Annotated in this window: 25 protein-coding genes, 1 tRNA gene and 1 rRNA gene; 3 read left to right on the forward strand and 24 right to left on the reverse strand. The window is 49.7% G+C overall.

The annotated features are described in order from the left end of the window. The 12 genes from FH749_15260 to FH749_15315 all read right to left on the reverse strand — a co-directional run. On the reverse strand, positions 1-681 hold a 681-nt coding region (locus FH749_15260; GenBank protein ID MTI96810.1), incomplete at its 3' end, for a cyanophycin synthetase. Next, positions 678-1496: a cyanophycinase gene (locus FH749_15265; protein MTI96811.1), complete on the reverse strand. Its 819-nt coding sequence runs from the start codon at positions 1494-1496 to the stop codon at positions 678-680. The genes FH749_15260 and FH749_15265, both read right to left, overlap by 4 nt. A gap of 112 nt (positions 1497-1608) precedes the next feature. After that, complete coding sequence (locus FH749_15270; GenBank protein MTI96812.1) at positions 1609-3807, reverse strand: vitamin B12-dependent ribonucleotide reductase; 2199 nt, start codon at positions 3805-3807, stop codon at positions 1609-1611. Positions 3808-3901: 94 nt separating this feature from the next. After that, positions 3902-5413: a LysM peptidoglycan-binding domain-containing protein gene (locus FH749_15275; GenBank protein MTI96813.1), complete on the reverse strand. Its 1512-nt coding sequence runs from the start codon at positions 5411-5413 to the stop codon at positions 3902-3904. A 130-nt stretch (positions 5414-5543) separates the two neighbouring features. Continuing rightward, positions 5544-5807, reverse strand: a complete 264-nt coding sequence (locus tag FH749_15280) for a Veg protein (protein MTI96814.1) — start codon at positions 5805-5807, stop codon at positions 5544-5546. Positions 5808-5923: 116 nt separating this feature from the next. Further along, positions 5924-6775 carry a sporulation peptidase YabG gene (yabG, locus tag FH749_15285; GenBank protein MTI96815.1) on the reverse strand — a complete coding sequence of 284 codons (852 nt, stop codon included), beginning with the start codon at positions 6773-6775 and terminating at the stop codon, positions 5924-5926. An 85-nt stretch (positions 6776-6860) separates the two neighbouring features. Then, positions 6861-7349, reverse strand: a complete 489-nt coding sequence (locus tag FH749_15290) for a hypothetical protein (GenBank protein MTI96816.1) — start codon at positions 7347-7349, stop codon at positions 6861-6863. Beyond that, entirely contained in the window at positions 7346-8188 is an 843-nt protein-coding gene (gene rsmA / locus FH749_15295) for a ribosomal RNA small subunit methyltransferase A (GenBank protein ID MTI96817.1), read from the reverse strand. The genes FH749_15290 and rsmA overlap by 4 nt, the downstream gene beginning before the upstream one ends. Beyond that, on the reverse strand, positions 8148-8726 hold the full coding sequence (rnmV, locus tag FH749_15300; protein ID MTI96818.1) for a ribonuclease M5: 579 nt from the start codon (positions 8724-8726) through the stop codon (positions 8148-8150). Before rnmV ends, rsmA begins: the two co-directional genes overlap by 41 nt. A 40-nt stretch (positions 8727-8766) precedes the next feature. Beyond that, positions 8767-9939: a DUF348 domain-containing protein gene (locus FH749_15305; protein MTI96819.1), complete on the reverse strand. Its 1173-nt coding sequence runs from the start codon at positions 9937-9939 to the stop codon at positions 8767-8769. A gap of 101 nt (positions 9940-10040) precedes the next feature. Continuing rightward, positions 10041-10811, reverse strand: coding sequence for a TatD family deoxyribonuclease (locus tag FH749_15310; protein ID MTI96820.1), 771 nt, complete (start codon positions 10809-10811; stop codon positions 10041-10043). Next, positions 10795-12525 carry a class I tRNA ligase family protein gene (locus FH749_15315; GenBank protein MTI96821.1) on the reverse strand — a complete coding sequence of 577 codons (1731 nt, stop codon included), beginning with the start codon at positions 12523-12525 and terminating at the stop codon, positions 10795-10797. The genes FH749_15310 and FH749_15315 overlap by 17 nt, the downstream gene beginning before the upstream one ends. A 95-nt stretch (positions 12526-12620) precedes the next feature. Here FH749_15315 and FH749_15320 point away from each other — a divergent pair, with 95 nt between their 5' ends. Further along, a complete protein-coding gene (locus FH749_15320) occupies positions 12621-12860 on the forward strand; it encodes an AbrB/MazE/SpoVT family DNA-binding domain-containing protein (GenBank protein ID MTI96822.1) in 240 nt (79 codons plus the stop codon). Here FH749_15320 and rsmI read toward each other — a convergent pair. The 10 genes from rsmI to guaB all read right to left on the reverse strand — a co-directional run bounded on the left by rsmI (position 12857) and on the right by guaB (position 20516). Then, entirely contained in the window at positions 12857-13696 is an 840-nt protein-coding gene (gene rsmI / locus FH749_15325; protein ID MTI96823.1) for a 16S rRNA (cytidine(1402)-2'-O)-methyltransferase, read from the reverse strand. The two genes, FH749_15320 and rsmI, sit on opposite strands and share 4 nt — an antisense overlap. Continuing rightward, entirely contained in the window at positions 13693-14394 is a 702-nt protein-coding gene (locus FH749_15330) for a tRNA1(Val) (adenine(37)-N6)-methyltransferase (GenBank protein MTI96824.1), read from the reverse strand. The genes rsmI and FH749_15330 overlap by 4 nt, the downstream gene beginning before the upstream one ends. Beyond that, complete coding sequence (locus FH749_15335) at positions 14391-14672, reverse strand: DNA replication initiation control protein YabA (GenBank protein ID MTI96825.1); 282 nt, start codon at positions 14670-14672, stop codon at positions 14391-14393. The genes FH749_15330 and FH749_15335 overlap by 4 nt, the downstream gene beginning before the upstream one ends. 25 nt (positions 14673-14697) lie before the next feature. Beyond that, complete coding sequence (locus tag FH749_15340; protein ID MTI96826.1) at positions 14698-15495, reverse strand: stage 0 sporulation family protein; 798 nt, start codon at positions 15493-15495, stop codon at positions 14698-14700. 8 nt (positions 15496-15503) lie between these two features. After that, positions 15504-16454, reverse strand: a complete 951-nt coding sequence (locus tag FH749_15345) for an AAA family ATPase (GenBank protein ID MTI96827.1) — start codon at positions 16452-16454, stop codon at positions 15504-15506. Then, positions 16455-16787, reverse strand: a complete 333-nt coding sequence (locus FH749_15350; protein ID MTI96828.1) for a hypothetical protein — start codon at positions 16785-16787, stop codon at positions 16455-16457. Next, complete coding sequence (gene tmk / locus FH749_15355) at positions 16784-17434, reverse strand: dTMP kinase (GenBank protein ID MTI96829.1); 651 nt, start codon at positions 17432-17434, stop codon at positions 16784-16786. The genes FH749_15350 and tmk overlap by 4 nt, the downstream gene beginning before the upstream one ends. After that, positions 17416-18789, reverse strand: a complete 1374-nt coding sequence (locus tag FH749_15360; protein MTI96830.1) for an aminotransferase class V-fold PLP-dependent enzyme — start codon at positions 18787-18789, stop codon at positions 17416-17418. Before FH749_15360 ends, tmk begins: the two co-directional genes overlap by 19 nt. An 11-nt stretch (positions 18790-18800) precedes the next feature. Further along, on the reverse strand, positions 18801-18986 hold the full coding sequence (locus tag FH749_15365; GenBank protein MTI96831.1) for an inhibitor of sigma-G Gin: 186 nt from the start codon (positions 18984-18986) through the stop codon (positions 18801-18803). A gap of 75 nt (positions 18987-19061) precedes the next feature. Next, positions 19062-20516 (reverse strand): IMP dehydrogenase, encoded by a 1455-nt coding sequence (gene guaB, locus FH749_15370; GenBank protein MTI96832.1) that lies wholly within the window; start codon positions 20514-20516, stop codon positions 19062-19064. A 255-nt stretch (positions 20517-20771) separates the two neighbouring features. On the opposite strand from guaB, the gene FH749_15375 reads away from it, so the two are divergent. Further along, complete coding sequence (locus FH749_15375; GenBank protein ID MTI96833.1) at positions 20772-21185, forward strand: hypothetical protein; 414 nt, start codon at positions 20772-20774, stop codon at positions 21183-21185. A 256-nt stretch (positions 21186-21441) separates the two neighbouring features. Continuing rightward, positions 21442-22662, forward strand: coding sequence for a beta-lactamase family protein (locus FH749_15380; GenBank protein MTI96834.1), 1221 nt, complete (start codon positions 21442-21444; stop codon positions 22660-22662). A 142-nt stretch (positions 22663-22804) separates the two neighbouring features. Here the strand turns inward: FH749_15380 and FH749_15385 are convergent. Both FH749_15385 and rrf read right to left on the reverse strand, forming a co-directional pair. After that, a tRNA-Ala gene (locus tag FH749_15385) sits at positions 22805-22880 on the reverse strand. A gap of 98 nt (positions 22881-22978) precedes the next feature. Continuing rightward, a 5S ribosomal RNA gene (gene rrf, locus FH749_15390) occupies positions 22979-23094 on the reverse strand. Positions 23095-23105 lie beyond the last annotated feature (11 nt).

Here is a 23105-nt window from a genome sequence, read left to right on the forward strand (position 1 = left end):
CGGAATCATCGCCTCGTTTATCAGCTTATTTGTAATCGTCTTATCGCAGGCAATGTCTACCCCAATGCAGGATGTAAGACCGGTAATAGTGGCCTCAATATAGCGGTTATAACAACCAGTGCCCAGGCGCAACAAGCTGCCATGACCAAGCACCTTCACTGGAATACCGCGGCTTTCCGCTGCCTCAATGATTGCCGCTGTGCTGGGCCCTGGCTTTTCCTTAGTGAGAATTTGTTCCAGTTTGGGGATATCAAAGCTCAGCTTATGTCCAGCCAACAGATTATTAATGCCTTCACAAGCCATCTCCAGAGCAGTCAACGCAGCATTCGGCCACTGGCACTGAATAACAATCTTATAAATGCCTTGCTGTTCTGTTGACCTGGTCTTGCCGTAGCGGGGGCGAACACCGACCTGGGTCAACAGCTCAATGGCCATGTGCTCTGCCAAATGGCCAAAATATGTGCCCTTCTCAAGCTTGATCAAAAACCCGCCCCGTTTACCGAGTCCGCATACATGCTCCCTCAAGCCGGGAAGGACTGCCAGCACCTGTTCTGAGAGACCTGGGAACTCACTGGTTTCGCGATCAGTTAGCTCTCCCAAATCCACTGTCGCCTCCAGTGCGGGACGAAAACAATGGATGTTAACACCTGCATAAAACCGGTGCTCAATTATTCTCATCATTTATCATCTCCGGGAAACAGGGCTCGCCGTCCCTGCAGATCATAACCGTAGTCGGCGGGCAGTATATGGACTGTGATACCCGTGAAAGCCAAGGGCTGCTCCGGTTCCGCCTCGGAGACATTAGTATGAATGCAGCGACTGCCATCGACAACTGTCACCGTCTGCGAACCTATGACATCCATCCGACCCTGCCTGTTAATCAGTACAGCCGTGTCTTCGTCAATCCCAATCCCAAGGATCGCCGGTTGTTGGGCTACTGCCGACACAAGACGCCCCAGTCTGCCCCGCTGCGCGAAATGTTGATCTATCACTACCTCGCGCACCAGACCCATGCCCGGCGCCATGCTCAATGACCCCTGGTGGGGCGTGCTGTCGCCATCACCGCCAACAATCATTGTTGCGCTCATCACCGATGCGCCGGCACTGGTTCCCGCAATAACGGTCCCCCGATTGTAGGCCTCCTTGAGGGCGGCATCAACGGCCGTTCCACCCAGCATGCTGGTAATGCGAAGCTGGTCGCCGCCGGTAAAAAAGATTCCTCCGGCCTCAATAATCTCTCCCGTAAAACCCTCCTGACCAGCCGCCTCTCTGCTAGTAACATCAAGGCTGATCACCTCTTTAGCCCCCAGCCGGTTAAAGATATTAATGTACTGACTGCTCAGCTTCTGGGGATATTGGCTGGCCGCTGTGAGAATGACAATTTTCCCGCCCCGTTCATTAGCCTGCTTGACGAAGGTTTTTAGTATTGTACATCTATCCTTTTTGTCCTCAGCGCCGCCGATAATTAATAATGTGCCGTCAATATTGTCTGTCAAATCTATGAGCCTCCCTGTCAAACTGTCTACACTAGTATTTGCTCCCTCAATTACGGTATTCAAAACCGAATCAAACAAAAAGCCTGCGAAACTAAATTCGCAGACTTTCTAACTAACCGCAGCGGGAAAATCCACAACTGATACAAACTGTGCAGCCGCTTTCATGACTGATTGGCTGACCACATTCGGGACATTTTTCATTACCGGCAAACTGCTGCAATTCAATTTCCCTGTCTTGGGTGATATTATCTTTGAGTGCACGGGCAATTGCATCGGGACAAGAGGTCACTTTAATTCCGGGGCGGCGAATACAGGCCGGACAGCGAATACCCCGCAGCTGCTCGACAATGCTGTCCACCGAAATCCCCGAGCGCAGAGCAATTGACACCAGTCGACTGGTCGCCTCGGATTGAGAAGAACAGCCGCCTTCGCGCCCGGTGTTGGTAAACACCTCACAGATTCCCTTATCATCTGAGTTCACACTGATATATAAATTACCGCAGCCAATCTTAAGCTTTTTGGTCTGACCGCTGGTTACCTCCGGGCGTGGCCGGGGCACAATGCCGTCTGCGCTCAGCTTGCTGCCGTCCCCCACACTCAAAACCTGGGAATCCCGGCTGCCATCCCTGTAGACAGTCACCCCTTTGCAGCCCAGTTGATAAGCGAGCTGGAACACCCGGCCAACATCACTGCGGGAGGCATCCCGGGGCAAATTCACAGTCTTTGAGACCGCGTTATCCGTGTATTGCTGGAAGGCAGCCTGAATTTGAATATGCCATTGGGGCGCAATATCATGGGCAGTGACGAAGAGTTTCTTAACAGAAACAGGAATTTCCTCCATGCCCTGTATAGAACCTTTTTCCGCAATCTTTGCCATCAGTTCCGGGGTAAAAAATCCCTGCTCCCGGGCTATCTGCTCAAAGAGCGGATGCGCTTCCACCAAAGTATCGTTATCCATCACGTTGCGTTGGTAGCAGACAGCGAACAAGGGCTCAATACCGCTGGACGCACCGGCAATAATACTAATGGTGCCGGTGGGCGCAATCGTTGTTGTGGTAGCGTTGCGCTGGGGAGGCATGCCCTGACGCTGATGACTACTGCCCTCAAAATTCGGGTAAGGGCCGCGCTCACTGGCCAAGGCACAGGAGGCCGCACGGCTGCGTCGCTGAATAAAGGCCATTATTTCTCTGGCAAACTCAACCGCCTCTGAACTGTTATAAGCAATGCCTAAACTAATCAGCGTATCGGCAAAACCCATAATTCCCAAGCCAATTTTTCGGTTTGCCCGCACCATTTCTGTAATCTGTGGCAGCGGATACTCACTCATATCAATCACATTATCAAGGAAGCGTACAGCTGTGTCCACGACTGCTCCAAGTTGTTGATAATCAAACTGACCGTTGTGGACAAATTTGTTTATATTAATCGAACCCAGATTGCAAGCCTCATATGGCAGTAAGGGCTGTTCACCACAAGGGTTGGTGCTTTCAATTTCTCCTACCTTCGGTGTGGGATTGTCGGCATTTACCCGGTCAAGGAAAATTATCCCCGGCTCACCGTTGCGCCAAGCGGCGTCGACCAATTTATCAAACACCGTCTTGGCGGAAAGTTTGGCCACTTCCTCCCCGTCCCGGGGATTTACCAAACTGTAATCACGATTTTCCCGCACAGCTGACATAAATTCTTCCGTAAGACCAACGGATATATTGAAGTTAGTTAACTCCTTGTTATCTTCTTTGGCAGTGATAAACTGCATAATATCAGGGTGGTCCACCCGCAAAATTCCCATATTGGCACCGCGCCGGGTCCCCCCCTGCTTGACCGCCTCAGTGGCAGAGTTAAATACTTTCATAAATGACACCGGGCCGCTGGCCACACCACCGGTAGATTGCACCAGGTCATTATGCGGGCGCAGGCGGGAAAAGGAAAACCCTGTTCCTCCGCCGCTTTTGTGAATGAGCGCTGCATATTTAATAGAATCAAAGATACTCTCCATTGAGTCATCAACTGGCAAAACAAAACAAGCCGCCAGCTGTTGTAATTCCTGACCGGCATTCATCAGTGTCGGCGAGTTAGGCATAAACTGCAGGGTGGCCATCATTTCATAAAAGCGGGCCGCAATTTGTCTCCGTCCTTCCTCATCAAGGCCGTAATTGGCTTCAGCTTCGGCGATATTATTAGCTACCCGCCAAAACAAATCTGCGGGGGACTCAATAACTTCTCCCCCTTCTTTCTTTAAGTAGCGGCGTTCAAGCACCGTTAGCGCATTTTTTGAGAGCTCCGGTTGCATAGCTTTCCCCTCTTTCGACATATGTATTGCTTGTACATTATATATTGTCGGGGTAATTTTTGCACATGCGGAAAACCCCGAAACTCTAAATAAAGAAGAGGTGCAGCTGCGACAGCTACACCTCTTTGTTATATTTCGCAAGATAAAGGGGTATTGTCAGTTTTGTGCCTGCGGGTAACTGCTCACCTTCAGGAACCCGGTTGCAATCCCGCAGCATTTGTTGGGTGACATTGAATTTTTTTGCTACCGCAAACAAGTTTTCACCCGTTTGGGTTCTGTATAAGACTACACTGGCATTGGCACGAACAGCATGCGGATCAACAATATGCAAATCGACTATCGGGTTTAATTCTAAACTTTCCTTTACATCAACCCGGAACAGGGCTGGAACTGTATACTGCACCTCACCGTTCTCCAGGACAAAACTGCTTTCTTCACACCATGCCTGGGCCTGAGCAGTCATTCCTGTCACGCTGCCGCTAAGGGCAAAGAACTGGTTGAATTCATCCTCACGGACGATTGCACGGGTTGTTTCATCATCTACAGCATAGAAAATCAACAGACTTAAGACTCCCCGGACCATTATTTTCTCATCTAGAGCAGTGGTCTCCAGCACCCGCACCTCGGGGATTGCTGACAACACCGTTGCCGATTCTTCAGAAATCTGGAAATGGCCGTCAAGATTCATTCTGAATTCACTTTCGCCAACTCTATTGGTCACTGCAAACGAAATAGTCTCGAAGTCGGCGCCGCCAACCCCTGAAAGCAGTTCCAGGCGAACTTCCCGGTATCCCTGGACGTATAGGCCAAGGTTTATCGTCAAATCCACACCACTGTTATTAGAATTTAAAATCGCTGAAGCCAACTGAGGGGCACAAGTTACAATCGCCTCCGACACTTCACCCTCAACCGGCAGAGTATGGGAGAACTCCCGTTCAAACATTCGGGTAGCCAACTGTTTTTTTGTTTGCTGGGCAAAATAAATTACACCCGAGACCTTGCCCTCTACCGCCACTTGGCTCTCAAGAACCTGCCAGTTCAGATTAGTTACCTGCACCTGAGTAGCCAGAATCTGCTCTGCAGGCACCGGCAAACCCACCTGATGATTCAGCTCTCGTAACTCCTCTGCCGTGCAGACGATAACTTGCAAAGTCTGTTCTTCTTTTTCAACATCTTTGGCGCCAGAAACATCGGTTACAAGACTAACTTCTTCAATTCGGCTGACGGTGACGGTTACAGAGACAAATGCTATTATGTTTGCCCTGCCTTGCTCATCTTTATCAACTTCAACCGTTTCTACGACTGCATCAACCATCACCCGGTCAGTTTCGCAAACCATTGGCAATGGAAACGACGCTGAATACTGAACGGGCTCAACGCCGATTGGAATAACCGACTCATCCTCATTAATCCCACAAACCAGGCCACCCAGCTGACCCTGCACCCTGACCTTGCCATTATCAATCTGAACCGACTCCATTCCCACCGGGAACAAGATCGGCTTTAACAAATATTGAACGTTGTCAGGTACAGGCAAGCTGGCCGGAACTGTGACCTCCTGCGTCGACTGCGCAATGACCTTCTGCAGTTGGAATTTGTTCCGGTCAACCAACAGATTAGCCGCCATCTCTCTCCCCCCACTTTATTCAGGATATAATAATATATGCACTGACCCGGACAAATATTTATAGCGCCGGGTCCGCTTCTAGGTTATGCTTAAAGGGAAAAAAAGTGCAAAAAAAAACCGCCGCGGCGGCTTAAGATGCGCTGTACTGATAGCGTTTATCTCCAAATGTAATCTCAACAGTCTTGGTTAGAATATCGGCATAGGAGAAGGACATTTTGCGATTAAAATAGTCCTCATCCAGTTGAACAATAAAGTGAGAAGGATAGGTTCTTTCAAGAATACCTGTGCGTTCAATGGATTTTTTGCGGCCACGGTTCGCCTTAAGGGTGATCCGTTGTCCGATGAACTCATCCAAATCCTCTTTGATCAGCGCCAATGTGTTTTTACCTGCCACCCAGCACCACCCCAATCAGCTTTTGCAAATATCATACCACACTACTGCCACGTTGTCAAACAAACATAGCATTATAGCAACTAGCACATTGGCTGTCAATAAAAACTGTAAAAAGGTTAATTTTTTTGTTTTGGCAATCCTATCCTGTACTGTCCCCGGGTCTCAATGCCGCCTATTCCCGGCGGGCCGGTAATGCTTTCAGACAGCACGGTATAAATATCTATTGTCTTTTGAATCGGGGTATAGGCCACTTTTTCAACAATCATCACCGGGTCAAGGCAATGAATCAAAATCCGGTCCGGTGAACTGGCAAAGTTTGCTCCTGCTTCCATTAGCCCCTGATACCAGGACTGACAGGCGCCGGCAAATATAACAAGATCATCTTTACTGGACTGAAACCTTCGCGCCCTGCGAACAGCCTCAATAAAGTGCCGGGAGTTTCGATAGCTGTCGGGGCCATCCGGTTTTCCTGCCCTGCGGATTACTGAATCATGTCCGGTGAGCACCAATATATCCGGCTTACAGGCTTCCATTAAATCTAAAACAAGCTCCGGCTGCTTTTGTTCTTGAACATGAAAGCAACAGTTTGGCAAATTAAGGTCCTGATATGCCCTTTGGCAGATATCCAGGTATTCAAGATCCCCGTCTAAATGCAGCACCCGCCCCGGAAGATTAACATACTCTGCTTCATTTACCGATTTTTTTTGACCACGGCTGCCAGAGCGTTTTCTTTTTTTATTGGAACGATTCAAGACTTCCAGCCGTAACCTCAAAGCTTTGGCGCGATAGCTGGCCAATTCCCCTGCGCCTGGCTTTTCCAAATCGGAAAGAGGCGCGTCTGCCAGCAAGCGCATTTCCAATCCCTTCAGGTGGGCGATTCCAGCCTGCTCATCTATGGCTTCAACTTTAAAATATAGGTCCTTGTTATGGGACAAACGTGCAACAATATCTCCACATTTTATCTTCATCTTTCACCCTCCCACACAACAGTATATGAGGGGGGAAGTCAGCAGGAAATAGACATTGTAATAAAAGACCGCCCCATGGCGGCAATTACGTTTTGGTGTGTTTGTCAGCAACCGTAGAGGCGCCAAATGAGTGCGGCTTGATTCGTGCAGCGAATCCGCTGCCAATTACCATTCCCACAAGCTCACGTATTAGCCCTCGGGTCTCACCTGAGCGACCGATATCCAGGTGAATTTCCAGGTCAAGCCGGTTTTCATCCTCTAAGGTTTCGTCCTCACGGGCAATTAATGCCGTCAGGCGGGAGGCTACATCCAGGCTCAAAGAAGTTTCGTAATACATGCGCTGCCGCAAACTGTTTGTTGCCCTTTCGTAGCGTTTTGTATAAAAATACCGAGCGCCTTTGCCCACCCGGTGAATGATAACTGCCGTCACGTAGATTGTCCGCTGACGAACCTGGGAATCAGTACCGATTATCAGGCGGTACTGACTCTTATCATCCCCATCCATATACCGGCGGATTGCCTGATATACTTGATCAATACTCACTTCACCGTGGGAAGGACTGACAAACTTCATCGCATGAGCTCCTCCAATTCGTCAGCAAGATGGGCAAACTGGCGCACTGACAACTTCTCGCCCCTGGTGTCCTCTGACACCCCTATACGACTCAAAGCAGCGCGCACCTGGTCTCCGGGTATTCCCAAGGCCGAGGCCAGCACTCCTTTGAGCATCTTTCGACGCTGCCCAAAGGCGGCGCGCACAAGTCTGGACATCAACTGCGGGTTAGTAGCTTGCCAAGGCGGTTGCCGCCAACGAAGGCGCACAATGGCAGACTCCACTTTGGGGGGAGGAAAGAAATTGCCGGCCGCCACTCGCCCCACTTGCTCCACTTCACAACGATACTGAACGGCAACAGATAATGCTCCATAATCTTTTGTCCCGGGAGCTGCCGCAAGACGCCGCCCCACCTCCAACTGCACAAGCAAAACTGCTAATACGGGCTGAACAGGTCCTTCCAATAACTTTATGATAAATGGGCTTGTTATGTAGTACGGAAGGTTCGCTACCACCTTAAACGGTGTGTCAATCAATTTTTCATAGTTTTGCTGCAGAGCATCGCCTTCAATTAGGGTAAAGTTTTTCTGGTGTCCCAGGCGCTCGGTTAACAAGGTGCAAAGCCGGGGATCGATTTCCAAAGCTGTCACGTGCCGTGCCTGTTGAACCAATAGTTCTGTCATCGTCCCCAAGCCCGGGCCAACCTCCAAGATATGGTCACTAGCCCTGAGCTCTGCAGCGGAGACAATTTTTTGTATAATATCAGCACTGGTTAGAAAATTTTGTCCCCAACTTTTACGTATCTTCAAATTATATTGTTCAATCAGGCTTATTATGTTTCCGGGCTTCGTAATATCCATCGGACTTTGCCTCCAATTTTTGTACTGCAGCCTCAAACTCTGTCCGGCTGACCCCAAGGGCGTTGAGCCGCCAAAGAAAATTCTTGCTGTTTCCGTAACCAACCGCCAGTAGCTCACCCAGGCGGCGACGGCGCTTGGCGGCATCGGGTGTCCCAACCAAACCTGCTTTCAGCAGGTCGCTCATCTCGAAACCGTTTCGAATAGAGCCGCTGGAACGCACTTTTTCCAGTGCCTTACGAATTGTTTCGGCATCCGCCTTTTCGACACCAACTTTCCCATCGGACGCGACAATTCCTGGCACAAATGCGTGCCGGCAGCCAGGCAGCATTTTTTGTAACCGGCGCCGTATCTGCTCCCCCGCGTGGTCGGGATCGGTAAAAATAATTACACCTCTGCGGGCGTGAGCGGTCCGGATTGCCGCAATCTGCCTTTTTGTAAGGCCCCATCCGTTTGTCACCAAAACATCAGCCTCGGGAAAGGCCCGACGCACCGCTGCGGCATCTTTTTTACCCTCCACCACTATCAGTTCTTTTATCATTGACCTCACCTACAAAAAGGGACAGGTTTCCCTGTCCCGGTTATTGTCGACTGACACTGTCCACCAAAAACACGCGCACTGATTTGCGACCGAAATACCAGGCCACATAATGATCATCAAAAACTATATCGATGCGATTACCCCGAATTGCACTTCCCACGTCCACGGCTACGGCAAATCCATCACGAATTATTGTTCCATGCATAGTTGTAACCTGTCCGCCAGGAAACTGCAAATAAACCTTGGACCGCAGGGGTATTACCCGCGGGTCAACAGCAATCATGTACGGGTCTTCCCATGTTCCTGAACCCTGGCGGGCTTTCATACCTGTGGAAGTGTAGCCTGTATTATAGGCGCCAGTACACGCCGAGCGTCCCAAATCATCTAGCGGACAGCGGGTTTCCGGAGTTCCGGCGCAATATGCGGTGGCCAACGTGTCGACAACGCCGCGAATCCTAATGTCATAGCCGCTGCGGCTAATGCTGGATATTGTTCCATATTCGGTAATTTTATCTCTGCGTTCGACTACCTCTCGGGTGTCAACAATAGTTTCTTCCACAGCTTCCCCATCGTGATAGGTAACCTCTATGGTTTGAACTGATTTGCCGTCTCGACCATGCTGAACAACGCGCTCCTGCCCCTGGTACATATTGGGATTGGGAACCCGCGTGCTGGAATAAGATTCAATAATTTCCTTTTCAACAAGCTGGGACTGAACACGGACCACATTTATTGGCTCATCCAAACTTGCCTGACTTTCCGAAGGCGGTGTGACAATATCTTGCATAAAATATTGCACGCCTGCATCTTCGAGGATATCGCCGACTTTTTTGCCCACGGACCATACTTCCGTTGATTCACCATCATGGTTAACTGTAAATCGCTGAGCACGAATTACGACAATCCCCATCCTCCTGGATAGTGTCGTATCTGGCTCCGGATATACGTAATCTTCTTCACGCCAATCCAACCCAAGCTCCGTTAACGCTTCACCAACTGTTTGGGCAGCGGTGACTGCGGCAAGCTGATTTTCTCCTACATATACGGTCACATGCTTGACATGCATAAAATAACCGGTAGCCACTACAGTACCAAGCATTGCCAAAACAATAAAGGCAGCTAATTTATAGATTCCCTGAATGGGAATTTTTTTCTTGGCCAAAATATTACCTCCCCCTGTGCCCGTTTGGGCGGCCCTTTTATTGTACGTCATGGTGGAAACCTATGTCAATTAAACAACCGCCTCATGGTAATTATTGTTACCATTTTGTATAAATTTATTAGCAATTCTATGTAGGGGAAGAACATAGGGTTTCAGATATTGAAAAGTTTTCGGGCGTTGGCGCTGGTTTGGTCGGCGAGCGAGTCGATATCTGTATTACGAATTGCAGCGACTTCAGCCGCAATTATTGCTAAATATGCAGGGTGATTTGTGCTGCCGCGATGGGGATGCGGAGCCAGATAGGGACAATCTGTCTCCAACAATAATCTCTCAGCGGGAACAGCAGCCGCAACCTCCTTGGCACGCCTTGCGTTTTTAAAAGTTACCGGTCCCCCCAGAGAAATACTTAGATTGAGACTCAAAAAATCCCTTACCATTTCCGCAGATCCGGAGTAACAATGCATGACGCCGCCGGCCACAAACGGACCAAACTCCGTGAGAATTTTCACAGTATCGCCGATTGCGTCCCGGGTATGTACTATTACCGGCATTTTTAACTCGCAAACGAGCTCCAATTGCCGACGGAACACGGTACGTTGGACCTCCCGGGGAGAGTTATCCCGGAAATAATCCAATCCAATTTCGCCAATGGCCACCACCTCCGGACGCTGAGCCAGTTCTTTCAAGCTTATATAATTCGCTTCAGAAAAATCATTGGCCCAATGGGGGTGGAAGCCAACAGCAGCAAAAATACAGGGGTGGATTGCCGCCAACTCTACGGAAGCGTGGCTGGAAGACAGGTCGTAGCCAATATTTATTATCGTTCCGACTCCTGCCGCCTTGGCAGCGGCCAGCACCTGATCAAGATTGTCTGTTAAACGGGGATGATTAAGATGGGCATGGGTGTCAATTAAGTCCGGCATAAATTTTGCTCCCTTCGGGAATATCTTCTTCGACTGTGATTAGACTGGGCATACCGTCGCCGGCTTCAGAGAACAGCACTTCCCCTTCGCTGGTCTCACCGTCAATTTCTAAGTTAATCAAATTGGCCACATATACGAGTTTTTTACCAACCAATTGGCCGGGGGTAAACCTCCCGGCTGGAATAATCACTTTCCGGCGCATATGTCCATCAAAAACGACCAAAGACATACGCTCGGCAGCAATCCTCTGGGCAGATACAACTCTCACCACAATAAAACTCACACGGCTCAAGTCTTCCCTGAGAATATGGACCTGATCTTCAGCAAGCCGGGTATTCAGGGGCTGAATCCGTGGGAACAGGGGCGGCGTCTGTTGCACCCTTGTCCCAGGTCTCAATTGGCCCCACTGGGCTAGGGAGGACCAGGATTGGAGCTCTACTGAGCCACCGATACCCAGCTGGGACAGGATTTTGCCGGCGGCTTCTGGCATTAATGGTTTCAGAACTACGCCAATAAAACGCAGGGCCTCACCCAAGCTGTATAGGACGGTATGCAGTCGCTCACTGTCGGTTTGGCCTTCCATTTGCCAGGGACTGGTTTCCTCAATATATTTGTTGAGCTGGGCAATAAGCCGCCAAACGGTTGCCACTGCTCCCGGCAAATCTTGTTGCTCGATACTGGCCTCAACCTGCCGGGGGACCGAGAGGGCCATTTCCCTGAGTTCAAGATCGCCGGTCTGCCGAGTCAAAACATTGGGCCGGGGCACAATCCCATCGGCGTAGCGAGTAATAAGTGATGCAACCCGGGCCACAACATTACCAAGGTTGTTTGCCAGGTATTGATTTATCTTTTGAATTAGCTGTTCTTCGGGCACCGACAACTGCGCCAATGCAACTTTCTGTTGCAAATAAAAGAATCGCAGACCATCATCACCGTAATTTCGGGCCAGTTCTGTACATTCCACAGGCTCATTTTCATTGCGGGTAAAAATAATATCGCCGTAAACAGCCCAACGGGGCAGCGCTATATCCAGCGCAGACAGTGCGATTGTCCAAGCAAGGCCCGTGGTATGGAGCCATGATTTGCTCACGAACAAAACTGCTGTTGGCCAAACTCGCGTGAAACGATTCTCATCCGAACCATATCCACATGCGTGTAGGACGTCGCAAAATTCTCTAAACCACGGAGTGGCCATAACACAGCCGTCCCTGACTGCCGCCAATCTTAGGGCGGGCTCGCCTATTAAGCCGGATAATTGCTCACCAGCGACGGCACGGGGCAATAGTTGTTCTATAAGCTTTGCCTGGTAATCCTTATGTTCATCCGGCTTCAAACTGAGCTCGACAAATTGTGCATGTTCTGCTTTCTCTTCGCAATCCGTGCAGTGGTCGGCATGTTGTTCGGTTTGACAGTTAGGGCAGAGCAAACCCTCCTTTTGCATGCGGTCTAAGCGCCTCAAATCTTCCAGTTGCTGAATAACGGATCCCATTATCTCGGACCCAACGCCAGCTTCTCCAGGACGAAGGCTGCTTGCCGAAGCAAAGGTAAAGGCATCTGTATTACCCCAGACGTATAATTCCACTTCGTTCCCGGTAATTTGCTTGAGGCGGCTCAGAGAATCCGCAGCAATCCGCGCTGCCTGGTTAGGCAGTGCGGAGGGCTGGATGCTGATAAAACAGGATTTTTTCTGCACTGTAAGCGACCTCCGTCTCATAAAAATTTTTGAAATAAAAATTGACCGGTATGGAATTAAATGGTATACTAAAGTTGCATTATAATTGAGACATCTAATTAAGGGAGGGTTTTTAAATGAAGTCTACCGGTATTGTACGCAAGGTTGATGAATTAGGTCGTGTCGTACTCCCAATTGAGCTTCGCCGCACACTGGATATCAAGCAAAAAGACTCGCTGGAGATTTACGTAGATGGAGAACGTATCATCCTTAAGAAATACTCCCCAGCCTGTATATTTTGCGGTGAAGCGGAAGGCGTTACCTATTTTAAAGGAAAAAATATCTGCTCTGACTGTGCCAGACAACTTAACGATTAAGACGGATTACTAAGTCCGTCTTTTTTTTTGGTCGCGATATCATAGACTAAGTTTTTTGACACCCCGAGGCGGCTGCTCACTATTTGCACGCCATCCCGCACACTGACGCCCGTTGCCAACACTGCAGCCAGCTCAGCGTCAATTGCGCCCTCATCCTGTTCTGGCACCTCCGGCTGCCAGGGGCCGAGAACGATTGTGAACTCCCCGCGACTGACTCTATCCCAATCGGTATCTGCCAAAACCGACCTCACAGTGCCCCGAATGTACTCCTGGTGTAGCTTGGTTAATTCCCGGGCAATCAACAACGGACGTTCTGGCATCTTCGCATCCAGCCGTTCCAGCAACTTTTTCACCCGTTTAGGCGACTCATAGACCACAACAGGATGGGCAATTTCAGCAATCATATTCACGGCCTCCCGGCCTTTTCGAGGCAAAAAACCTAAAAAGGTGAAAGCTGCGAGCGGGAATCCAGCGGCAGCAAGGGCGGTAATCACGGCGCTGGGGCCGGGCAGGGACTCGACGTTTATCCCCGACTCGATGCACATTGCAATCAAGCTTTGGCCCGGATCAGAGATTCCGGGTGTGCCGGCATCACTTATTAAAGCCACCGATTCCCCCGCGGCAATCCTAGCGACCAACTTCTCTGTTTGCGCCGACGAACTGTGCTGATGATAACTAACCAATGGCTTTGATATGTTGAAGTGCTCCAACAGCTTGCGGGAATGACGAGTATCCTCGGCGGCGATGATGTCCACTGATCGCAGAACCCTTAGCGTTCGCAAGGTTATGTCCTCTAAATTACCCAATGGAGTGGGGCAGATATACAAGGTGCTCATACAGATTCACTCCCATTCAAAAACAACGGCGCCAACACCCGCAACCCAGGACGGGCGCCTTTTTCCGCTTCAATCAGTACCATTTCTGCTTCCCGTCCGGCTCGGGGATGGATCAGCTGCATACGTTTCGGTTGTAATCGGTGCGTGAGCATCAAACCGCAGATATCAGCAAGACGCTGGGGCCGGTGCACCATAGCAAATTTACCCCCGTACATTACCAGCCAGGCAGCGGCTTTAATGACATCTTCCAATTTACAAAACAATTCATGTCTGGCGACTGCAATTGCCTGATTTTTATTGACAGAGCCAGTGTCCGCAGGCATATACGGAGGATTGGCAGTGACCACATTAAAGCTTTCCGGAGGTATGCTGTCTCTAACCTCCCGCAAATCAGCGTGGACTACATCAATCAATGTATTCAAACCGTTAAAAGCAACAGAGCGCCGACACATCTCCACCAGCTGGGCCTGAATTTCCAGAGCCACAATCTGCCGGAGCGGGCGGCGCTTGCTGATTAATAGCGGTATTACACCTGTACCTGTGCCCAAATCGATCACACGTTCGCCTCGGAATAAGCTGACAAAATTAGCTAATAAAACCGCGTCCGATGAAAATGCAAACACATCCCGCCGTTGAATAATCCTCAGGCCGTCACCCAAATCATCAAGGCGTTCACCGGGCAGCAATAACTTGTTCATTTCTTTAGCAAAGAGATACAGAACAAACAATCGCCTTCGGAGCGCAAATTTCCATACTGCAAATGGCAGATGTGAAATCCTTCATGATACAAGCGCGCCAAGGCGTCCTGCCCCTCTTTTACCGGCAGCTCTTCTTGATTTGGTTTTGGTAATTGTTCCCGCAGCCACCGGTTCTCCTTCTGCAACTTTTCTAACTCTGTCTTTAACCTGGAGACCTCTTTTTTTAACTGGGTCCAACTGACATAGAACTGCTCCAGGTTGTCTTCTATCTGTTTCATTTGCTCTTCCAAAGTGCCACCCCCGCTAATTGGGCATATCATCCGGGGTCAGCTCCAGAAAGCTGCCACTCTCAAGATTTTGACCGACAAACTTCCGTTTGAGCACATTGACCTCCACAACCTTAACTCTGCCCTGCTTGGTGTTAACGGTCTTACCTAAATCCGGCAGCCCCTGTCGCGCCTCATGGTAAAATTCCGATTCGTAGCGCAGACAACACATGAGTCTACCGCAGACCCCAGAAATTTTTGTGGGATTTAAGGACAGGTTTTGCTCCTTTGCCATTTTGATAGAAACCGGTTGAAACTCGCTAAGGAAGGTGGCGCAGCATAACGGCCGTCCGCAGCCTCCTAGCCCCCCCAGCATCTTGGCTTCATCCCTAACGCCAATTTGGCGCAGTTCTATCCTGGTCCGATATGTGGCAGCCAGATCTTTGACCAACTCCCGAAAATCAACCCTGCCATCGGCAGTAAAATAAAAGATTATCTTGGAATTATCAAAAGTGTACTCGGCGTCAACCAGCTTCATTTCCAGTTTATGTTTTTCTATCTTCCGGGCACAAGTTTGCATCGCTTCCCGGGCCCGTTCCTTATTCTCTTCAACCTTTTCCCTGTCAGCCTCAGTGGCGGGGCGCACCACCTTCTTTAACGGCTGCACAACCTCATCTTCGGGGACTTCCCCGGGGGGCGCAGTTACCTGGCCAAATTCAACCCCTCTGACTGTTTCAACGATTACGTCATCACCTTGTTGCAGCTGGTGGCTGGCAGGGTCAAAATAATATATTTTTCCGGCGTCTTTGAATCTAACTCCAACTACTGTATACATGCTCAAATTTATCCCTCCCACAGCCTGAGCAGCAGGCTGTCAAACGTCAGGCGCTGGTTGCAATTAGATAGTAATCGTTGTTTAGCCTGACGGCAGCTTTCCAGCACAGCAATAGATTTGTCACTGGGGCAGACTTCACTGCATTTATATATTATATCCGTTAAATCATGATTTACCGGTTTTGCCTCCCGGTTTAGGGTCAGCAGCAGCATATCCCGAAACCAATGCGTAACAAAATCAAGCGTCAAATCTTTATAGTCCTGCCATTGTTCGCTAATTGCCAATGGATTACCATGCCCGCTCAAAATCTGTAAAATATCTTCAGCCCATTGTTTGCGAAGCTCCCAAAAACCATCAGACTCCGATAGATTCAGGGCTCTGCCGAAAATACCCCCGGATATACCGGCCAGTACGCCTGCCTGTTCTACGGGCACTCCGCGCTCAGATAGTTGAGCACGCAGGCAATCTTCAGGCAGCGGCGAAAGCCGGTGAATCTGTGTTCTGGAACGGATGGTCTCTAAAACAGAATCCGGGGTCTCCGCGGTGAGAACATGGATTGCCCAGGCAGGGGGTTCTTCCAGTGCTTTCAAAAGACTATTGGCTGCCTCCGAAGTAAGCAAGTGCGCATTTTCCAACACAACTAACTTGTGCCGGGTGCGGTTCGGTGCAAAACGCTGAAATTCTTTAAGCTGACGAGCATGTGCAAGCTTTACCGTTTCCATGCCTTCAATCACCACCAAGTCCGGGTGCCTGCCCGCCCGCAGCATCATACAATCCTGGCACTCTCCACAAAGACTGTTACAAAATAACCGGGCCGCCAGGGCGCGGGCCAGGGTCTTTTTGCCAATGCCCCCAGGGCCCGTAAACAAATAGGCATGGGAAAGCTGATTTGTTTCGATTTGCCTGAGCAGTGAAGCGACAACCCGTTCACTACCCAGAAAGCCGGGTAGAGTACGCATTTATACTTGTTCAAACCTCTCTACATCCAAAACAAATATGGTGGCACCGCCAACTACAACCTCCACGGGGTAAGGCACGTAAGATTCCACCGCGCCGCCAATCGGGGACATGGTTGTGACCATTTTCTCCCGGGATTGACATACGTTCTTGATGATATCAACTACCTGCTGCAATTGGTCATGTTCAACACCGATAAGCATGGTCGTGTTTCCGGCCTTGAGAAATCCCCCGGTACTCGCCAGTTTGGTGGCTCGAAAGCCATTGTCCACTAAAGTCTCCATTAACTTGACGCTATCCTTGTCTTGAATAACGGCAACGACCAGTTTTTTCATTTTACACAAACCTCCTCATCCAAAAATCTTAATGTCGCAGTGATCTCTTGGTGAATATCCTTCGCAGCCAGGGTGCCCGCCAAAACCAACAACTGATAGTCTGCAGCTATGCGTCGGTAACCTTCTGCAACCCTGTGATAAAATTCCCGATTCCTGCGTTCAATACGGTCTAGCCCACGCTGGGAGGACTGGCGTTTTATACCTATTTCCGGCTCAACTTCCAGCACAAATGTGTAATCTGGCAGCAGTTGCCCTACAGCCTCGAGGTTTATCTTGCGGACGAAATCCACATCCAGCCCCAATCCGTAACCTTGGTAAGCGATGCTGGAAAACAGATAACGATCGCAAAGCACGGTCTCTCCCCTATCGAGCGCCGGCCGAATTACATCCTGGACCAGCTGAGCCCTGGCTGCGGCATAAAGGTACGCTTCTCCTAAATCGGTAAGCTCAGTAGCTGGGTCCAAAAGCAATTTTCTAATGCTGTCACCAACGGGAGTTCCTCCAGGTTCCCGGACTGATAGACACTGAAAACCGCGTGATTCCAACCATTCCCGCAGCAACCTGGCCTGGGTAGTCTTCCCGGAACCATCCAACCCTTCAAAAGCAATGAATAATCCCCTATGCTTCATTATATTACTTCTATCCACTCTGGAATCACCTTCCTGGAGCTCAACATAACAAGGTACTCGTGGGTCGCTTGATCCAATCTTTGACCCGGACCTGCAACCAATGTGCCCGGCGGGTACGGCGCCAGCAGTTCACGGCAGATTCTACCCTGAGCTTTGTTTAATTCGATTTTTTTCCCGGGTGCCAACCATGCCTCCCGGGGAGAACAAACCTGCTCTACCGGAGGAGGCGGCAAAACCCGGGGCAATTCGGCGGCTGGCAGCTCAGCAAGCTTGGCCAGCGTCCGGTTTAACGCCGCCGCAGCGGTTGGAGATAAGGCGTCAGCCATGGTGAGCATGAAAAGAACATTGTTGTTTTGTACCAGTTCGGGGTAAATCCCTGCATTGGTTAACATGCGTATCATTCCTGGCCTTTCTCTGAGGACAAATCGGGTCCAGTCGTGCCCCCGCCAGCACTCGAGACCATGGCGGCTGCAGCTGCGGACCAGCAAGGCTGAGAGCAAACGTAAGCGTTTCAGCAACGTAAACCCATGACGGCAGGCCACAACTGCCGCATGCTCCAGGGATGCCAAAAGCGGGTAACTGGGGCTGGTAGTATGAAACAGGTTTAACGTCTCAGCCAGCCTTTCACCAAGGGCAGCGTCAGTTAGATGCATCCAGGCAGCCTGAGTCCTGGCGAACAGAGTTTTATGGGCGCTCTGCACTACAATCTGAGCGCCTGCGGCCACGCCATCGGGGGGCAAGTCCAATCCCTGGCCAAAGTGCAGATGCGCACCATGGGCTTCATCGATAATTACAAACATGCCCTGTTCCCGACAGTGTTTAATCAGGTCTTTCAACTCCGCGACCAAGCCAAAATAATTGGGGTTTGTAAAAATGGCGGCCTTAAATGAACGCGCCGCCATCTTTGATTCAATCGCGGATACAGTAAGCGGCAACCAAACCCGGCGCTGGGGACAAAAATGGGGATCAACAAACTCCGGCGTTGCCCCGGAATGAATAAGCCCGGCAATAACTGCACGATGACAATTGCGCTCCACAAGCACCTTGTCGCCGGGGCCGGCGAGAGCACAGACGGCCGCCATCAGTCCGACACTGCTGCCATTTACAAGATAATATGTTCTTTCGGCTTGATAAATGTCTGCGACTCTCTGTTGAGAACGGGCCAAAACTCCTTTAGGGTGATGCAGGTTGTCCAGACCGGGCAGTTCCGTCAAGTCCGCCCAGTGATGTCGAAGCTGCCCTTTATGGCCCGGCATATGAAAGCGGTAACGACTGGCCCTGTCGACAAAATCCAGGCTGGCTCGTAAATCTAAATAATCCATACAATTCCTGCCTTTCCCCTTATTATACATAAAAAAATAAGGAAAAAGCAATTCACTTTTTCCTAGCCCGTCTGCCACAATTCCTTTAGCTTTTTCACGAAGAACTGATAGCGCGGGTTGCTCACCTCGGTTTGGGTTATTTCATCCAAACAGGAGGCGCAAATATAACCTTTGACCAGCATTACTCCCTGGTCATGTTCGCAACCGCAAAAGTGACACTTCTGGGCTGCCTGAACCTGAACATTCATTTTTATCACCAGCTAATCTCTTTGTTAACTTTATTTTCCCACTATCAGAAAAAATATACACATCTCTGTATTAGCTTATGTCAAGTTCACATAATTTGGTGACTCTTTTGTAATCTGGACATCATGGGGATGACTTTCTTTAAGTCCGGCGCCAGTGATCCTTACCATCTGAGCCTGTTTCAAATCATCAATTGTGCGTGCGCCGCAATATCCCATCCCGGCCCGGACACCGCCGATAATCTGAAATACTGTGTCGGCAATCGTGCCCCTGTATGGCACACGCCCTTCAATCCCTTCAGGAACAAGTTTGTGCTGTTCCGACTGAAAATAGCGGTCTTTGCTGCCGGAACGCATTGCGCCAATCGAGCCCATGCCACGATAAACCTTGTAACTACGTCCCTGATAGATTTCGAATGATCCCGGGCTCTCTTCAGTTCCTGCCAGCATGCTACCCAACATAACAGTATCGGCGCCAGCGACAATTGCTTTGGCAACATCACCTGAGTATTTGACGCCACCGTCAGCGATTATCGGCACGCCGCTGCCCTGGGCCGCAGCCGAACACTCCATAACGGCCGACACCTGTGGCACGCCAACTCCGGCCACAACCCGGGTGGTACAGATAGACCCAGGACCGATACCTACCTTAACCGCATCCGCACCGGCGGCAATCAGGTCTTTGGTGGCTTCAGCGGTAGCAACATTGCCTGCAATCACATCCAGCCCAGGGAAACTGCTTTTTATCCGTGCCACTGCCTTGAGCACACCTTCCGAATGGCCGTGGGCGGTATCAACAACCAGAACATCGACCCGTGCTTCCACTAGGGCACTGGCACGCTCCATAGTATCGCCAGTCACCCCAACTGCTGCCGCCACAAGTAAACGACCATTGCTGTCCCGGGCAGAATTGGGATATGTCCGTGCCTTTTCGATATCCTTAATTGTAATCAGGCCCTTGAGGTTAAACCCGGAATCAACCAGAGGCAATTTTTCAATTTTATGCCGAGCAAGAATTGCTTTGGCCTGCTCCAGGGTTGTGCCTACTGGCGCCGTTACCAAATTCTCGCTGGTCATAATTTCAGAAACCTTGCGCTCATAATCCTCTTCAAAACGCAGATCACGGTTTGTGACGATCCCAACTAATTTACCGGAAACGGTAATCGGAACGCCGGATATTCGATATTGCTTCATCAGTTCTGCGGCTTGACCAACTTTGGCATCGGGGCCCAGAGAAAATGGGTTGGTGATGACACCGTGCTCAGAACGCTTGACGGTATCCACCTCCCTGGCCTGATCCTCGATGCTCATGTTTTTGTGAATGACGCCCAGGCCGCCTTCCCTGGCCATGGCAATGGCCATCCGTGACTCAGTGACAGTATCCATACCGGCGCTAAGCAAGGGAATGTTCACATAAAGATTCCTAGTGAGACGGGTGCGCAGCTGAACATCCCGGGGCAACACGCTTGACTTAGCAGGGACCAGTAACACATCGTCAAATGTTAACGCTGTATCAAGAACCTTTTGGGACATATAATTCCTCCCGTTTTTATTATAATTGCTTCATTATATCAAAACCTCTTTTTATCAGCAACTAATCTGGCAGACCCGTCGCTTAAGACAAGACAGTTTGCAAGTAATGTTTAATAAACATGTCAACAAACTAACAATTGTTAGTTTATATATTGACCACGCTAACATTCCTTGGTATAACTCAGTTAAACAATTCAAATCACAAATGTAGTTAATTACTGTAGCTTTTTTTTAAGTCAAAGAGAGAAACTAATAATGAAACTAAACGTCAACTCCATGCTTCTGTCAAATGGAATCATTTTCGCGCTAATTTTACTCATGTGGCCAATCCTAATGGTACTGTCCCAGCTTGAGGGGTCTATTCACCAACAAATGGAAGCGATAGAAGCTGCCCCAGCGCTTTACATTCTAAATTTCGTGCTTGCCTCTCTAATTGCTCCGGCACTAACCATGCTCCTCATTAGCATGAACTATGAGATTAAGACAAGGGTTAAGACTCCTACCCTTAACATACTAGGCGTTGCTGCACTCGGTTTCTATGTGGCACTGGTCAGCGTTGGCTATATCTCGCAGTATACTCTGCTTCAGCTTCTTCTCAGCCACGGGAACCCGGCGGCTGAATATTGGTATTTTAATAACCCTGACTCTGCGGCCTACTTCCTAAATTAGCTGGGTTATGTGTTTTTTGCGCTGGGAGCAATGTTGACGGGCTACAAATTTATTTTTGAGCAGGGTTTGCCGAGAGCAATCGGGGGCCTGCTCTGGATGTCAGGAACATTGTCAATCATTGCATTTGTCGGTTTGATATCAAACAATATGGCCCTGAATTTTTGCACCATAATTAGTGGCGGCCTCACCCTGCCAATTGGAATACTGTCTGTCGCCTGGGGTGCCAAACTACGCAACGAAAAGAGGAAATTTAACAATGCAACAAGCTAAAATTTCCGGCGAGGTCCTCGCTGGCTTTGAAGATGTGAAATCTGCTTTTTATAACAACTTTACCCGAAGAGGTGAAATTGGCGCCGCCTGTGCCATTTTTTACAAGGGAAAAAAGGTTGTCGATTTGTGGGGCGGAAAACGGGAAGGCGACCTGGATTGGGAACGGGACACCATGACGTTAATCTTCTCTGCCACCAAAGGTATTGCCACTACTGTCCTCGCCAAACTTCATTCGCAAGGACTGCTGGATTATGAAGAAAGAATTAGCGCATATTGGCCTGAATTTGGGCAGAATGGCAAACAAGACATTACTGTCCGCCAGCTCCTAACCCATCAAGCTGGGCTTGTGCTATTGGACAAAAAACTCAGTATCGCTGAACTAAATAATTTCGAGCATACCGCCGCAATCGCTGCCCGGGCAAAACCCTGTTGGGAACCGGGAACACATCAGGGTTACCAGGCCGGCACCGTAGGTTTTTACATGGGTGAGCTGGTCCGGCGCATTGACCCGCAAAAACGCAGTCTTGGTCAATTTTTTCAAGAAGAGATTGCCCGCCCCCTGAGTTTGGAATTTTATATTGGCCTTCCCGACACGATACCAGCTGAGAATATTGCGCGAATAAACATGATCAATCCCCTGTTGGCTATTTTTAACATTAAAAAAATGCCCCCTGGATTGCGGAAGGCTGTTCTGAATTTTAATTCCCTGTTTATGAAATCTGCAACTATTATCGGGGGCTATAATCCTAACCAGAGGCAGACATGGCGGATTGAGCAGCCCTCCGGCAATGGAATCGGAACTGCCCGTTCAGTGGCCTGCCTGTACAGTCTATTGGCCCAGGGAGGAGACAAGATTGGGATTCGGCCGGAGACTTTTGCCCATCTCAACGTCTTCCCAGAAAAACCTGCCAAAGGTTATCTTGATATGGTGATGAATTTCGATACCCGGTATGGCTTGGGATTCATGAAACCGGATCCGATATTCAGCTTCTCACAAAATCCCAGGGCCTTCGGCTTCCTCGGCGCCACCGGCAGCTTTGCCTTTGCCGACCCGGAAAAGCAAATTGGCTATGCCTACTTTACACGTAAAATGGGTTATTATGGTGTAAACGACCCCAGGGAAAAGTGCGTCCGCGAAGCAATGTACCATTGCATTAATAAATTTCCCGTTTCCACCGAGGAAAATCAGCCCAAGCAGAAGAACTGATATCCCGGCTTTTTACAACAGGTGGTTTTATCAACCGGATCAAAGAACAAGATTTTTAATCAGGTACCGGCCAATGTGTTTGTACAGAAACAACCCTAAATCAAAAAACCTCGGGCGTTTAAAGCCTGAGGTTAATTTTTTTTGGTGGAGATGAGCGGATTCGAACCGCTGACCCCCTGCTTGCAAGGCAGGTGCTCTCCCAACTGAGCTACACCCCCATTAATATAGAAACCGGATGTCAGATTGAGATCAATAGCTAGAGCTTGCGTGATTTCGCGCATATTCCAAAAAACACCCAAAGGGTGTTTTTTGAGAAATCCGGCGACGACCTACTCTCCCGGGGGGAAATCCCCAAGTACCATCGGCGCTGGAGAGCTTAACTTCCGTGTTCGGTATGGGAACGGGTGGGACCTCTCCGCCATAGTCACCGGATACTACACATG

The sequence above is a fragment of the Bacillota bacterium genome (assembly GCA_009711825.1).
Lineage (GTDB): Bacteria > Bacillota > Proteinivoracia > UBA4975 > VEMY01 > VEMY01.

What these genes read in the sequence shown, in the direction of transcription:
- FH749_15270 (MTI96812.1), bottom strand. Translation starts at nt 3,807, where the DNA reads ATGTCGAAAGAGGGGAAAGCTATGCAACCGGAGCTCTCAAAAAATGCG.
- FH749_15275 (MTI96813.1), bottom strand. Translation starts at nt 5,413, where the DNA reads ATGGCGGCTAATCTGTTGGTTGACCGGAACAAATTCCAACTGCAGAAG.
- yabG (MTI96815.1), bottom strand. Translation starts at nt 6,775, where the DNA reads ATGAAGATAAAATGTGGAGATATTGTTGCACGTTTGTCCCATAACAAG.
- FH749_15290 (MTI96816.1), bottom strand. Translation starts at nt 7,349, where the DNA reads ATGAAGTTTGTCAGTCCTTCCCACGGTGAAGTGAGTATTGATCAAGTA.
- rsmA (MTI96817.1), bottom strand. Translation starts at nt 8,188, where the DNA reads ATGGATATTACGAAGCCCGGAAACATAATAAGCCTGATTGAACAATAT.
- rnmV (MTI96818.1), bottom strand. Translation starts at nt 8,726, where the DNA reads ATGATAAAAGAACTGATAGTGGTGGAGGGTAAAAAAGATGCCGCAGCG.
- FH749_15305 (MTI96819.1), bottom strand. Translation starts at nt 9,939, where the DNA reads ATGACGTACAATAAAAGGGCCGCCCAAACGGGCACAGGGGGAGGTAAT.
- FH749_15310 (MTI96820.1), bottom strand. Translation starts at nt 10,811, where the DNA reads ATGCCGGACTTAATTGACACCCATGCCCATCTTAATCATCCCCGTTTA.
- FH749_15315 (MTI96821.1), bottom strand. Translation starts at nt 12,525, where the DNA reads ATGAGACGGAGGTCGCTTACAGTGCAGAAAAAATCCTGTTTTATCAGC.
- FH749_15320 (MTI96822.1), top strand. Translation starts at nt 12,621, where the DNA reads ATGAAGTCTACCGGTATTGTACGCAAGGTTGATGAATTAGGTCGTGTC.
- rsmI (MTI96823.1), bottom strand. Translation starts at nt 13,696, where the DNA reads ATGAGCACCTTGTATATCTGCCCCACTCCATTGGGTAATTTAGAGGAC.
- FH749_15330 (MTI96824.1), bottom strand. Translation starts at nt 14,394, where the DNA reads ATGAACAAGTTATTGCTGCCCGGTGAACGCCTTGATGATTTGGGTGAC.
- FH749_15335 (MTI96825.1), bottom strand. Translation starts at nt 14,672, where the DNA reads ATGAAACAGATAGAAGACAACCTGGAGCAGTTCTATGTCAGTTGGACC.
- FH749_15340 (MTI96826.1), bottom strand. Translation starts at nt 15,495, where the DNA reads ATGTATACAGTAGTTGGAGTTAGATTCAAAGACGCCGGAAAAATATAT.
- FH749_15345 (MTI96827.1), bottom strand. Translation starts at nt 16,454, where the DNA reads ATGCGTACTCTACCCGGCTTTCTGGGTAGTGAACGGGTTGTCGCTTCA.
- FH749_15350 (MTI96828.1), bottom strand. Translation starts at nt 16,787, where the DNA reads ATGAAAAAACTGGTCGTTGCCGTTATTCAAGACAAGGATAGCGTCAAG.
- FH749_15365 (MTI96831.1), bottom strand. Translation starts at nt 18,986, where the DNA reads ATGAATGTTCAGGTTCAGGCAGCCCAGAAGTGTCACTTTTGCGGTTGC.
- guaB (MTI96832.1), bottom strand. Translation starts at nt 20,516, where the DNA reads ATGTCCCAAAAGGTTCTTGATACAGCGTTAACATTTGACGATGTGTTA.
- FH749_15375 (MTI96833.1), top strand. Translation starts at nt 20,772, where the DNA reads ATGAAACTAAACGTCAACTCCATGCTTCTGTCAAATGGAATCATTTTC.
- FH749_15380 (MTI96834.1), top strand. Translation starts at nt 21,442, where the DNA reads ATGCAACAAGCTAAAATTTCCGGCGAGGTCCTCGCTGGCTTTGAAGAT.